Below are 14,685 nucleotides of genomic sequence, written 5' to 3' on the forward strand. Positions count from 1 at the left end.
GTATTCCGTTTTGGGTAAATTTAACGTTATAGTTAACCGAATTGGCATCAGATTAACCTTTAGAATTCGCATGTTCAAACCCAGTATTCTTTTTAACGCCATATTTTTTGCAATTATTCCTAGCATACTTATGACCATAGGTATATGTGGTTATATTGTGCACGCCACCAGTGTAGAGCGCGACAAATTAATTGAAGAACAAGCGGTTAATCTGGTCGATTCAATTGCTTATGCCAGCGAATATAACTTAATTAGTCTAAATAAAGTAGGTTTGCAAAGTAAGCTGCGTGATATTAATGCAACCTCTTCGTTACCCATTTCGAATATTCTAATTTACGACGATACTGGCGAGTTGTTTGTTGCATCTAACTACACCCAATTGGATTTTAGTTACCACACTAGCAGCAACCTTGGCACTCAGTTAGCTAGACCTAACAGCCAAAAGCTAATTGTTAACTCACCTATTTTCGCCTTCGACAGTAGTTTTAATCAAACAGCTCAGTGGCAGTCAAGTCAACAAACACAACAACCAATTGGCCATATTGTATTGGTACTAGATTTATCCGCCGAAACCTATCAAAGATTTATCACTAACTTAAACTTATTTGTACTGATTGGCATTGCTGCCATTTTAACCGCCATATTAATGATAGCTTTGGTTAACCGAGTGATCCGCCCTGTGCAAGCTTTTGTGCAAGCGGTAAAACGTATTGGTAGTGGTGATTTAAAATTCAGGTTGGATATCCCAGTACAATACGAATTTAACGATTTAAAAGATGGTATAAACGTTATGGCTGCACAGTTGCAGCACCATCAAGCCAAGTTAGAATCAGAAATTGAAGACGCAACACGCGACTTACAACAAAACCTCTTATTAGTTGAAGAGAAAAACGCTGAGTTAGATATTGCACGTAAAGAGGCGCTAGAAGCGAGTAAAGTGAAATCGCAATTTTTAGCGACTATGAGTCATGAAGTACGTACGCCACTAAATGCTATTGTTGGTTTTACCAAAGAATTAGAAAAAGCCCAGTTAGAAGAACCATACAAAGATTATGTCACAACAATTAACGCATCCGCTGACAATCTAATTGCCATTGTGAATGACGTACTCGATTTCTCGAAAATTGAGGCTGGTAAAATTGAGTTAGATCATTCAGCATTTAACTTAATGCAAACAGTTGAAGATGTGACTAAACTCATGTCGCGTGATGCCTTTACTAAAGGTTTAGTCTTCTCAGTTGAATCTGATGCACTGCCAATTGCAGCCATAGGTGACCAACATAGATTTAAACAAATTCTGACCAACCTATTGTCCAACGCAATAAAATTCACGCCAAAAGGCTTTGTGATTTTACGGTTAAAAATTGAATCTGTGTCTGAAAGTCAACACCTACTGACGGTTGAAGTACAAGACTCAGGCATAGGCATTAGTAAAGACAAACAAAGCAAACTATTTAAAGCCTTCCATCAAGCAGATGCGAGTACCACCAGAAAATACGGTGGCACAGGTTTAGGCTTAGCTATTACTCACGGTTTAGTCAGCAAAATGAATGGTAAGTTGAATATAGATAGTACCTTAGGCAAAGGCTCTACTTTTACCTTGCAGCTACCAATTACCACGTCTAAACCAAGCACTATAGATAAAATGCAAAAATTGCATAAAGCCTTGGTGTTAGACCCACATTCAGTAACCTATACGGCTTATCGCCAATTATTCCAGCAATTGGGTATAGCAGCAGATATTTATTCAGAAACCGAAGAATGGGAAAGCCAAGTTCGTCAAGTTGAAAACTACGACTTAATAGTAATTGCCAGTGATTCTGACGAAGAATCGCTTGAGCTATTGCCTTTACAGGCAGCATTTGCGGCTAAACAACAATGTAATGCTTTGATTGTACTGTCAGTGCCACTTTATAGCTCACTGCCGGAAGAACACAAAAAAATGCTCGGTGACTGGCCTGTGACTGAAAAACCTTTCACTTTGTCTAAACTCGAAAATGCTTGGAAAAAATACGATAGATTAACTTGGTTAGCCGATGAAAGTTTAGATACGCTAAATCAAGATGTCATTCAGTCTGGCTCAAAAATCAAAATGCTCGCTGTGGACGATAACGAAACGAATTTAAAACTGCTGTCGGCAATTTTACGTAATGGTCGTGTTGAATTAACCACAACCACTTCCGGTAAATCAGCCTGTGAAATAGCCGAACAAGATGAATTCGACATTATTTTAATGGATGTGCAAATGCCAGAAATGGACGGTGTGCAAACCACAGCGCGCATTCGCCAAGGTAAACTTAACCGCTCTACGCCAATTATTGCTTTTACTGCGCATGCGTTTAAAGAAGAGCGCGAAAACTTACTGAAAAACGGTATGGACGATTACCTAGCTAAACCAATTGATATGGATAAATTTAATCAATTGGTGGCTAAATGGGTGATAGGTGCTGCTGATTTTGCCGAACAACAAAAACACAAACGCAGTCATTCAGTGATTAAACATGGCATTGATTGGTCACTAGCACTTGAAAAAGCCGCCAATAATCATAAAACCGCAGTTGAAATGTTAACTATGCTGATATCTACCTTTGATGGGGTAAAACAAGATATAAATACTGCGCTAGCTAACAATGATCAAGCCGCATTACTCAACGTTATTCACAAGTTTCATGGGTCTACTTGTTACTCTGGAGTGCCCTACCTTCGCCAGTTAGCCAACAACATAGAATCGCAACTTAAAAAAGGTGTGATAGTAAATGTTGAAGAACAACTGGAAAAATTGTCCAATGAAATGGATAATGTCGCGTCTGGATTGTCCGCAATCCCTCAAAACAAGCCTAATTAACTAATAGCGTAATAGAATTGGTATATATCTGGATGGAATAAAAAATTAATATTTATTCTTTCCAGTTATCAATATCCCATCTAAGCTATAACGCTAAATCAAGTCACGGATTTTTGGGAATATGTCTTCGCAAAACACAGAACTTACAAGCCCTTTGGCAGCTGAGCAATTAACTCAGTTAAATAAAATTACCGCAGGTATGTCTGCTAACCAACTTTCTTGGGTAAGCGGCTACTTATACGGCTTAGCACAAGCTGGCGCGGGTTCATTGCCAGCAGCTGGTGCACCAGCAGCGCCTGCTGAGCTACCTACTTTAACCGTTTTGTATGGTTCACAAACCGGTAACGCAAAAGGTGTTGCACAACAAGCAGCGGCAGCCGCTGAAGCAGCAGGCTTAAAAGTACGCTGTGTTTCTATGGGCGATTACAAAGCCAAAGAATTAAAATCTGAGACGCACGTATTAATCACCTCTTGTACGCAAGGTGAAGGTGATCCACCAGATGACGCAATTGAATTCCACGCTTTCTTAGCAGGTAAAAAAGCACCTAAATTAGATGGTGTTAAATATTCAGTATTAGCGCTAGGTGATTCTTCATACGAATTTTTCTGCCAAACCGGTAAAGATTTCGACGAGCGTTTCGCTAAATTAGGCGCAACTGCAATTGAGCCAAGAGTTGATTGTGACGTTGAATACGAAGAGCCAGCTGCCGGTTGGATTGAGCGTGCTGTTGCCGCTATGGCGAAAGACATGCAAGCAGGTGTTGCGCAAGTAACAGTTTCTGCGGCCGCTACGCCAGCAGCAAGTGCTTCTGCATACAATAAAAAGAATCCTTTCACTGCAACTTTAGAAACCAACCAGAAAATTACTGGTCGTGATTCTGTTAAAGATATCCGCCACTTCGAGATTTCTTTAGAAGGTTCAGGTTTAACTTATCAGCCGGGTGATTCTTTAGGTATATGGTTCCGCAACGACGAAAAGAACGTTGACGAAATCATTGAAAAATTAAGCTTAGATGCAGCTGCTACTATCGAAATTGATGGTGAGCAAGTTGCAGTGCGTGATGCATTAATTCGCAACTACGAATTAACTTTGAGCCATCCTGGTTTTGTTAGCAAATATGCTGAAGTTACAGCTAATGCTGAACTTGCAAAATTAGCAGAAGATCGCCAAGCATTACGTGAATATATTGATGTTCGCCAAATTATCGACATCATTCGTGAACATGCAGCAAAAATTTCTGCCGAGCAATTGGTGAGTTGTTTGCGCCGTTTAACACCACGTTTGTACTCTATCGCTTCTAGCCAAGCTGAAGTTGAAGAAGAAGTACACTTAACTGTTGGTGTTGTACGTTACGATGCATTTGGTGAAGAGCACTTTGGTGGCGCTTCTGGCTTCTTAGCTGAGCGTTTAGAAGAAGGCGGTGAAGTAGACGTATTTGTTGAACACAGCCACTTCCGTTTACCAGAAGATAACTCACCTGTGATCATGGTTGGCCCAGGTACAGGTATCGCCCCTTTCCGTGCATTTGTGCAAGAAATTGATGCAAACGAGCGTGAAAACGAAACTTGGTTATTCTTTGGTAACCCAACTTTCACTGAAGATTTCTTGTACCAAATTGAATGGCAAAGTTATCTAAAAGACGGTGTATTAACTAAAATTGATTTAGCTTTCTCTCGTGACCAAGCAGAAAAAATCTATGTACAAGATCGTATGTTAGAAAAAGCTGCGGAGCTATGGGCTTGGTTAGAAAAAGGCGCGTATTTCTATGTGTGTGGTGATGCTAATCGTATGGCGAAAGACGTACACGAAGCATTAGTAAGCATAGTTGAACAGCAAGGTGGCAAGAGCCGTGAAGAAGCTGAAAACTATGTTAGTGAATTACGCAAAAACAAACGTTACCAGAGAGATGTTTACTAATGAGCGACAAGAAATTAGCAGCCAACGAATATTTAAAAATTAACAGCAACTACTTGCGTGGCACGTTAGAAGAAAGCGTAGCCAACCAAGTAACAGGTGCTGTTGCTGACGACGATACTCAGTTAACTAAGTTCCACGGTTTCTACATGCAAGACGACCGTGATATTCGTAACGAGCGTAAGCAACAAAAATTAGAGCCGAAACATACATTTATGTTACGTGCACGTATCCCTGGTGGTGTAATTGATATGCCACAGTGGTTACAAATAGACCAAATTGCTGAAGAATTGACTGATTACAACTCAATTCGTTTAACGACGCGTCAAACTTTCCAATACCACGGTATTTTAAAACGTAACTTAAAACCGTTAATTAAAGGTTTGTACCAAGTTAAATTAGATTCAATTGCAGCTTGTGGTGACGTTAACCGTAACGTTATGGCAACCACTAACCCAATTCAAACTCAGTTGCAAAAAGAAGTGCACGAATGGTCAGTAAAAATTTCTGAGCATTTATTGCCAAAAACTCGTGCATACTTTGAGTTATGGTTAGATGAAGAAAAATTAGAAACGCCAGCAGACGTTGAGCAAGAGCCTGTTTACGGTAAAACTTATTTACCACGTAAATTTAAAATTGCCGTTGCTGTACCTCCGTACAACGACGTTGACATCAGCGCCAACGATTTAAGCTTTATCGCCATTGAAGACGGTAAAGGCGGCTTAGCTGGTTTTAACGTGTGTGCTGGTGGTGGTTTAGGTTCTACCCATGGTGACGTGAACACTTATCCTCAATTAACCCGTGTATTAGGTTTCTGTAAGTTAGAAGACACACTTGATTTTGCTCAAGCTGTGATGATGACTCAACGTGACAATGGTAACCGTTACGACCGTAAACGCGCACGTACTAAGTACACAGTTGATGACATGGGTGTAGATGCATTCCGTGAAGCCACTGAAAAACATGCTGGTAAAAAGTTTGAAGCTGCGCGTGATTATGAATTCACTAGCCAAGGCGATCGTTTTGGTTGGGTAGAAGATATGAACGGCAACTGGCACCTAACACTTTTCTTAGAAGCTGGCCGTATTGTTGATGACGAGCGTCGTACAATCAAAACTGGTTTACGCGAAATTGCTAAAGTTCACAAAGGTGAATACCGCATGACAGCTAACCAAAACATTATGATTGCCAACGTTGCAGCAGCAGACAAAGCACAAATTGAAGAAATGTGTAAAGAGTACGGTTTATTAGGTACTGAACATTCACCAATTATGCTTAATAGTATCGCTTGTGTTGCATTACCAACTTGTGCGTTAGCTATGGCTGAATCAGAGCGTTATTTACCACGTTTAATTGAAAAATTTGACGTATTAGCGCAAAAACACGGTGTAGGCGATCAAGAAATCGTAACACGTATGACTGGTTGTCCGAACGGCTGTGGTCGTCCTTTCTTAGCAGAAGTTGCTTTTGTTGGTAAAGGCCCAGGTAAATACAACATGTATTTAGGTGCTGACGGTAAAGGTACACGCTTAAATCAAATGTATCGCGAAAACATCGGCGAAGAAGAAATTTTAGCTGAGATGGATACTATCCTAGCGCGCTATAGCAAAGAAAGAGAACAATACGAACGCTTTGGTGACTATGTTGTACGAATTGGTTTAGTTAAACCTGTATATGACGGTCGAGAGTTTCATGCCACAAATTGATTTTGTAAAGCTACTTGAAGCAGACAAATCAGAACAAGTTGCAGCGTTAACTGAAGTTAACGCTGAACTTGAACAACTGACGCCTCAGCAAAGAGTAGAATGGGCAGCTAAACATTTGCCAGGACCACAAATTCTTTCATCGAGTTTTGGTATCCAAGCAGCTGTTATGCTCAATTTAGTCAACTCAGCAATTCCACAAATTCCTGTGGTATTAACTGACACTGGCTATTTATTTCCAGAAACTTATGAGTTTATTGACCAGCTAACCGAACGCTTAGATTTAAACTTAAAAGTTTTTCGCTCACCATGGAGCCCGGCTTGGCAAGAACAACGCTGGGGTAAATTGTGGGAGCAAGGTGTCGAAGGCATCGAAAAGTATAATCAGATCAATAAAGTTGATCCGATGAAACAAGCAATGCAAGAGTTGCAAGCAAAAGTTTGGTACACAGGTTTACGCCGCGACCAAGCCAGCAGCCGAGCAAACTTGCCTGTATTACAAATTAGTGGTGGCCGTTATAAAGTTCAGCCAATTATTGATTGGACCAACAAAGACGTACATTACTATTTGAAAGAGCATAACTTGCCATACCATCCATTATGGGATCAAGGTTATGTATCTGTTGGTGATTGGCATACCTCGCGCCCATTAGAATTGGGTATGACTGAAGAAGAAACTCGCTTCTTTGGTTTAAAACGTGAGTGTGGTCTGCACGAAGGTGGTAGCGGTATTTAACCGCTACTCGCTTTACCTTTTTATTGTTATATCCCTGTATTTATTAAACCCCTTCCCTGCTTTTGCGTTAAACTTAGCAAAGATATCTCTAGACATTTTTAGTTGTTAAGGCTTGTTATGGAACAGTTTCCAATCTTTTTAAATATGGCTAATTTCCCCTGTGCTGTTGTTGGTGGTGGCGAAGTGGCTTATCGAAAAATCAGCGCATTATTAAAAGCCAAAGCACAAATTTGTGTGATCTCCCCTGAAGTAAATGACGATATAAAAACGCTAGCGCAAGAGAATCAGATTGATTGGCTACAACAAAACTGGCAAGCAGACAGCATTGCAGGCAAACGTTTAGTAGTTGCCGCTACCGATGACAACCAAGTTAATAAACAAATTTTCGAATATTGCGAAGCGCATAATATTTTAGTTAATACAGTCGACCAACCGGATTTATGCCGTTACACCACACCATCTATTGTTGACCGTTCGCCTATTGTGATTGCTATTTCATCTGCAGGAATGAGCCCAGTTTTAGCAAGACGCATCCGCGCCATGATAGAAACCGCGTTACCACAATCTTTATCTGGCATTGCCCAATATGCAGGCTCTATTCGCGGCAAAATTAAAAGCAAATTACCAACGATTGATTTGCGCCGTTTGTTTTGGGAAAAGTTTTTCTCAAGCTCAATCATGTCGCGTTTTGAGCAAATGGCCGACAGCGAAAAAACCAGCTTAGTCGATAATTTATTAGACGATACCCATGAGCAAGGTGAAGTTTGGTTGGTTGGCGCTGGCCCTGGCGATCCTGAGCTTATCACCATTAAAGCACTACAAAAGTTACAACTTGCTGACGTTGTTGTGTATGACCGACTGGTTTCAGAAGACATTGTTAACCTAGCACGAAAAGACGCTGAGTTTATTTGTGTTGGCAAACAAAAAAGTTTGCATATAAAACAACAACAAGAAATTAATCAGATATTGGTAGATTTAGCTAAACAAGGTAAAAAAGTTTGCCGCTTAAAAGGTGGCGATCCGTTCATTTTTGGCCGTGGTGGTGAAGAGTTAGAAACTTTAGTTGAAGAGCAAATTCCTTTCCAAGTGATTCCAGCAGTAACCGCTGCCGCAGGCTGTTCAAGTTATGCAGGCATTCCACTGACCCATAGAGACTATGCACGTAAAGTCACTTTTGTAACTGGACAAAACAGTAAAGCGGGTGACGAGCCTGATTGGCAGTCACTCATCCACCCTTATCATACTTTGTGTATTTACATGGGCTTAAGTAAAGCGCAGCAAGTGCAAGAAAACTTAATTAAGCATGGCATGGCAGCGGATATGCCGGTGGCTATTGTTGAAAATGGCACAACCCAACATCAACGTGTGGTGACTGGCATTTTAAGTGAGTTAGGGAAATTGCAGCAGCAACATAATATCGGCTCACCAGCGCTATTAATAATCGGCCAAGTAGTTAAATTACATAACTCACTAGATTGGTTTACCCCTGATAGGCAAGAAAACGCTGGGGCATTTAAGAATTATTTGGCTGAGAAGTAGCGCGTAGAGCACAAAAGTCCAGCTGAAGCATAATTTTCTAAAATCGCTGTGAATCCATCCATGGAAGCTCCCAAACGTCGTCCCAGACGTTTGAAGTTTTAGAAAATCAGCATTCATCTAGACTTTTATCGAGCATTTGTGTCTCTTGTCGAACAAATAACAGCAACGAAAATGCCGAAAAGGTGAATGGATGTGTTTCGAGCAAAACTTCACAAAAAAGGGATTTTTTGTGCGAGCGGCTCACGGACGAGTTCAAAGCGATTTTGCGAGGAATACTCCATTTGCCTTTGACCTTCTCAGCCACAATCAAAGAAGCGCTGGATGTAAGTTACACCCAAGCCCAGCTGAAGCATAATTTTCTAAAATCGCTGTGAATCCATCCGTGGAAGCTCCCAAACGTCGTCCCGGACGTTTGAAGTTTTAGAAAATCAGCATTCAGCTAGACTTTTATCGAGCATTTGTGTCTCTTGTCGAACAAATAACAGCAACGAAAATGCCGAAAAGGTGAATGGATGTGTTTCGAGCAAAACTTCACAAAAAAGGGATTTTTTGTGCGAGCGGCTCACGGACGAGTTCAAAGCGATTTTGCGAGGAATACTCCATTTGCCTTTGACCTTCTCAGCCACAATCAAAGAAGCGCTGGATGTAAGTTACACCCAAGCCCAGCTGAAGCATAATTTTCTAAAATCGCTGTGAATCCATCCGTGGAAGCTCCCAAACGTCGTCCCGGACGTTTGAAGTTTTAGAAAATCAGCATTCAGTTAGACTTTTATCGGGCATTTTTATCGCTTGTCGAATCAATAACAGCGATAAAAATTTAGGAAAGTGCTAGAACAATAACTTAGAGCAAAATCTCTATTTCAGGGGCGAATCAGAACCGAAGCACCGCTTCGCAGTCTGACGAGGTGGAGCCAAGGACGGCGACAGGGCCTGCCCTTCAGGGACGAATAATCTACTCAGGATTTACTTTAATCCAGAACAGCGTTTTTGCGATAGTTATGGTCTAGTGATTTCCCTATATTGCACTGGCCTAGCAGCGATTTGCGAAAAAGATCGCTACCAACATGACCTTCCCTGCCAAGAACAAAGAAGCGCTGTTAATATAAAGCAACCAAGTCCAGCTGAAGCATAATTTTCTAAAATCGCTGTGAATCCATCCGTGGAAGCTCCCAAACGTCGTCCCGGACGTTTGAAGTTTTAGAAAATCAGCATTCAGTTAGACTTTTATCGGGCATTTTTATTGCGTCTTAGAAAGACCAGCGATAACGATGTAAGGAATGGTGGTAGCGGGTGTTTTTCGCAAAACTTCCAATCGGTAGGGATACCGTTTGAGAGCGGGCCACGGATGGCCTTGCAGCAATTTTGCGAAAAATATCGCTGCCAACATGACCTTCCCTGCCACAATCGAAGAAGCGCTGTAAACCAAGAGAGCACAAAGCCCAACTGAAACATGTTTTTCTAAAAACGCCTCAAATACAAAACCTACTTCATATTCACATGAATTGCAGGCTCTAACACAGCAGCGAATTGCTCCAAATAATTCATATTTAACTCAGCGGGAATCAAACGCGCCAACTCATTACCAATTTGCGTGAGCTTATAATAAGTTAACACATACCCACTTTTAGTCACCTGCAGCTGAATTTTGCCACTGCCAATTTCCATTTCAATTAACTGGCCTTTTTTCAGCTCAGTAGTTTCAATTTCGCTGGCATATAACAAATTCAAATCAAACAAAGTAAGCAAGTCAGGATAATTTAATCCACATTTAGATAAGTTAATGGCAAAACCATGGTCTTTTTTGAACAAATCAAACCAAGTTGGCAACACATAAAAGCCGCTAAAAATCCGCCCGCCGTATTCATTTTTATCTCTCAGCGTCACATTACACGCAGCTTGAAAAATAAGTGCGTCTCTGTGGGTCATTTGTTTTAAAGTAGACAATGCACGCAGCGAAAAACTCCCGGGTCGTAGAGTCTGCATGGCAAGAATTTTGCCCCAGAGTTTTTGCATCGGCGTAGAAAAAATGCTTTCAGCCATTTCAAAAAACTGATGCAGCCAATCAGGGTCAATATCCTCATTCGGCACTTTGTCATCAACATAACTTAACGCTTGCTGCATAATCATTTCGAGATTTTGCTGCTTACGTGCTGCATCTAAACGTTCACGACGACTCGCTCTTTGCTCTAACGAAAGTTGACCTTTAACTTGGCTGGTAATTCCATATTTGTGGGCAATTTGGGCTAAACGAAAACTTGCAGTTTGTTGATCTAAAGTCACTTTTGCCTGCGCTCTGCCTTGTGAGTGCGCGCTAACGGTTGCAGCTCTATCGGCAGCTGTAGGTTTAGATTGCTGTTTCTGGTCAGCTAACTGCACAACCTCTTTTTGTAACGATGGCGGCAAATTGGCTGATAGGCCTGAAGTTTTCATAAAAGTTTAAGATTATTTTTATAGTTATGAGCGACATGTCTATATTAGGCTATACTTAATCCAGTTGTATAGTTAAACCTCAATATTTGCCAATATCTTACTTACCGGAACTCATATGCTGCAAAATAAATTAGACGATGTAATTCTATTTGCTGATGACGACGACGATTTGGACATCGAGCCGGATGAAGTTGACCCAAGTAACGCTTGGCACGTTTTAGTTGTAGACGATGACGCTGAAATTCATTCAGTTACCCAATTAGCACTGAGTGGTTTAGAAACACTTGGAAAACCTTTGTATTTTGGCCACGCCTATTCAGGTAAAGAATCTATCGAATATATGCAAAATCATCACGATGTTGCTGTGATTTTGATGGATGTAGTGATGGAGCATGAAAATGCAGGGTTAGATGCTGTTAAACATATACGCGATCAGCTGGGTCAAACCAATACACGCATCATACTGCGTACTGGTCAGCCTGGTTATGCGCCTGAAGAAACCGTAGTTCAGCAATACGACATAAATGACTACAAAACCAAAACAGAACTGACCCGCAGCAAATTAGTCACCACTTTGATCTCAGCTATACGAAGTTTCGACCAAATAACCCAAATTGAAAAAAGCAAAGCGCAACTGGCCAATATAGTTGCATCTTGCGTTCAATTGCAGCAACAAGACCCACAAAAATTTACTCAAGAAACTGTTAGTGCACTCAACGATTTATTAGAAATTCATGCGCAAGGGTTAATTTGTGTCAGACCGATCAACAAGGAAAATGCGCGCCCTTTTGTGATTGGTAGTACATCTGATTACCAAGATTGTAATGGTCAATTAATTGAGCAACTAGACAACGGCCGCATCATAATGCAGCTAAGCCAATGTTTAAACCACCAGCAGCATCAATTGCATGCTGCTGATATGGCTTTATTTGTAAAAAGCAAAAAGTTTCACGCAGCAATTTATTTGGATGAAGGCATAGATTCTAGCCAATTTAATGAACAATTAACTAACGTGTTACTGAGCAATGTTGGGGTTAGTTTAGAAAACGTTCAGCTGTTTCAAGAGCTGAAGAACATGGCATTTCGCGATAATTTAACCGGCTTATCTAATCGTACCGATTTTATCCGCATGTTAGATAAATATGTGCAAGATCCATCTATGGGCGACACTGTCGTTTTGGTTGATCTAACTCATTTTGCCGATATCAATGATGGTTTGGGTCAAGAAACTGGTAATCATTTACTTAGAGCGGTTGCTGAGCGCTTAAAAGAAAAATATGGAAACAATAGCCGACTAGCGCGTGTTAGTGCTGATGTCTTTGGTATTATTGGTCATAAAATATTGGTCAATCCTGAACATATTTTAGAGTTGTTCGACTACCCACTGAAAGTTCAAGATCAGCGTATCCCAGTGCACTTTAGTATGGGTTTTTGTGACCGAGATCCAAACGATAAAACTGGCATTCGTATATTAAAACATGCAGACATAGCGCTAAACCAAGCTAAAAAAGACCGTCAACAATGTTACTCGTATTTTTCAGATACCATGGAGCAAAAAACAGCTTGGCGTTTGGGTATGGCACACCAACTGCGCGAAGATTTTGCCGCCAATAAGTTGCAAGTTTGGTTTCAACCTCAGCTTGATATAAGCTCGCACAACGTAATAGGTTTTGAAGCGCTATTGCGCTGGCCGCGAGTGGAAGGTGGCATGATAGAGCCGGAAGTGTTTGTGCCATTAGCGGAACATTCTGGTTTAATGATAGACATAGGCAATTGGGTTGTTGAAGAGTCTTGTCGCCAGCTAAAACAACTGGAAGACAAGGGTTATAATAAAATTCGTATTGCCATTAATGTATCTATGGCGCAATTTAGAAACCCTAAATTTGTTCCAACCATCATAGATACTGTACACAAATTTGCAGTCAAACCTCAGTCAATTGAACTTGAAATCACCGAAAGTGTATTAATGAATAACCCAGGAGCAGTGATTGATGCCCTCACCTTGTTAAAAGCCGAAGGTATTCAAGTTTCCCTCGATGATTTTGGGACAGGTTTTAGCTCGTTGAACTATTTGCATCAACTGCCGTTAGATCGCATGAAAATAGACAGAGCATTTGTTCGCGATATTTTGAGCAAAAATGGTGAAGTGATTGTAGAAACTGTATTAGCACTTGGCAAAAAACTCGGTTTACATACAATTGCCGAAGGTGTAGAGGAAATGGTACAAGAGCGCAAACTGCTAGATATGGGCTGTGAAGAAGTTCAAGGCTTTTTATACGCTAAACCACTTGCGCCAGAGCAAGTGCAAAATTTTGTTGCTGAGCATCAAAACTCTCATCAACATCACTAAAATTGCAAAATGAGGTTTGGCGTAAACAAGCCAAACCTTAACTAAAAATCAGTGTAGATAATTGTCTACATCAACTAAAAAGCACTGTACATTTGCGTCACTTTGATTACAATTAATGAGAACAATTCTCATTAATATAAGTTACTAATCTCTATGAAAATTTTAAGTTTTATATTGCTTGCAGCTATCAGCTTGCCAAGTTTTGCTAAAGATGACACTGTTAATATCTATTCATTCCGCCAAGCTTTTTTGATTGAGCCCATTTTGCAACAATTTACCGAGCAAACAGGCATCAAAACCAAAGTTGTGTTTGCGGAAAAAGGTTTGATTGAAAGAATCAAACGTGAGGGTAAATATAGCCCAGCAGATGTTGTATTAACTTCAAATTTCAGCAAGTTGTTACAACTGTCAGATGAAAACTTAACTCAAGCTTTTAATCACGCGGATATCAGTGCAAACATACCGGCACATTTTCGTGATGAAAATGGTCACTGGGTTGCATTAACTAAACGTATCCGCAACATCTACGCGGCAAAAAACCGCGTAGCTACACCTTTCGCTTTAAGTTATGAAGACTTAGCCAAACCAGAATTTAAAGGTAAAATTTGTACACGCAGTGGTAAACATCCATATAACTTAGGTTTAGTTGCGTCTATGATAGCGCATCATGGTGAAGCCCACACAAAAGCTTGGCTATTAGCAGTAAAAGAAAACTTAGCGCGTAAACCACAAGGCAATGACAGAGCCCAAGTAAAAGCCATTAGTGAAGGTTTATGTGATGTATCTTTGGGTAACAGCTACTACTTCGGTAAAATGATTACTGATCCAGCACAAAAAGCATGGTCAGACTCAGTTCATATCGTTTATCCAAATCAGCAAAACCGTGGCGCACATGTGAACGTTTCCGGCGCAGCCATTGCAAAACACGCACCGAACAAACAAAATGCGATAAAGCTCATTGCGTTTTTGGCTTCAGCGCAAGCTCAACAAGCATATTCATCACTGAATTTTGAATATCCGGTAAATCCTCAAGTTAAACCCGCTTCGCTAGTTGCAAGTTGGGGTGAATTTAAGGAAGATACGCTTCCATTGACCAAAGTAGCCGAAAATCGTTCAGCAGCACTAAAACTGATTGATGGGGTGAAATTCGACTTATAGGTGATGTTT

8 protein-coding genes are annotated in these 14,685 nt (G+C 40.7%); 7 read left to right on the top strand and 1 reads right to left on the bottom strand.

Annotated features, from left to right (window positions below; genetic code table 11):
* The first annotated feature begins 10 nt into the window (after nucleotides 1-10).
* The 5 genes from ACMZOO_RS03830 (at nucleotide 11) to cysG (ending at nucleotide 8,738) form a co-directional block, all read left to right on the top strand.
* Nucleotides 11-2,845 carry a response regulator gene (locus tag ACMZOO_RS03830; protein ID WP_440905468.1) on the top strand — a complete coding sequence of 945 codons (2,835 nt, stop codon included), beginning with the start codon at nucleotides 11-13 and terminating at the stop codon, nucleotides 2,843-2,845.
* A gap of 121 nt (nucleotides 2,846-2,966) precedes the next feature.
* Nucleotides 2,967-4,763, top strand: coding sequence for an assimilatory sulfite reductase (NADPH) flavoprotein subunit (locus ACMZOO_RS03835; RefSeq protein WP_440905469.1), 1,797 nt, complete (start codon nucleotides 2,967-2,969; stop codon nucleotides 4,761-4,763).
* Nucleotides 4,763-6,466: an assimilatory sulfite reductase (NADPH) hemoprotein subunit gene (gene cysI, locus ACMZOO_RS03840; protein ID WP_440905470.1), complete on the top strand. Its 1,704-nt coding sequence runs from the start codon at nucleotides 4,763-4,765 to the stop codon at nucleotides 6,464-6,466. Before ACMZOO_RS03835 ends, cysI begins: the two co-directional genes overlap by 1 nt.
* Entirely contained in the window at nucleotides 6,453-7,199 is a 747-nt protein-coding gene (locus ACMZOO_RS03845) for a phosphoadenylyl-sulfate reductase (RefSeq protein WP_440905471.1), read from the top strand. The genes cysI and ACMZOO_RS03845 overlap by 14 nt, the downstream gene beginning before the upstream one ends.
* A gap of 117 nt (nucleotides 7,200-7,316) precedes the next feature.
* A complete protein-coding gene (cysG, locus tag ACMZOO_RS03850; protein ID WP_440905472.1) occupies nucleotides 7,317-8,738 on the top strand; it encodes a siroheme synthase CysG in 1,422 nt (473 codons plus the stop codon).
* 1,482 nt (nucleotides 8,739-10,220) lie between these two features.
* Here cysG and ACMZOO_RS03855 read toward each other — a convergent pair.
* Complete coding sequence (locus tag ACMZOO_RS03855) at nucleotides 10,221-11,168, bottom strand: TIGR03899 family protein (protein ID WP_440905473.1); 948 nt, start codon at nucleotides 11,166-11,168, stop codon at nucleotides 10,221-10,223.
* A 115-nt stretch (nucleotides 11,169-11,283) separates the two neighbouring features.
* Between ACMZOO_RS03855 and ACMZOO_RS03860 the strand changes: the two genes are divergently transcribed.
* On the top strand, nucleotides 11,284-13,518 hold the full coding sequence (locus ACMZOO_RS03860) for a bifunctional diguanylate cyclase/phosphodiesterase (protein ID WP_440905474.1): 2,235 nt from the start codon (nucleotides 11,284-11,286) through the stop codon (nucleotides 13,516-13,518).
* Between the two features lie 153 nt (nucleotides 13,519-13,671).
* Entirely contained in the window at nucleotides 13,672-14,676 is a 1,005-nt protein-coding gene (locus ACMZOO_RS03865) for an extracellular solute-binding protein (protein ID WP_440905475.1), read from the top strand.
* The last annotated feature ends 9 nt before the right edge of the window (nucleotides 14,677-14,685 follow it).

It is taken from the genome of Catenovulum sp. SX2 (assembly GCF_052056295.1).
Classification (GTDB): domain Bacteria; phylum Pseudomonadota; class Gammaproteobacteria; order Enterobacterales; family Alteromonadaceae; genus Catenovulum.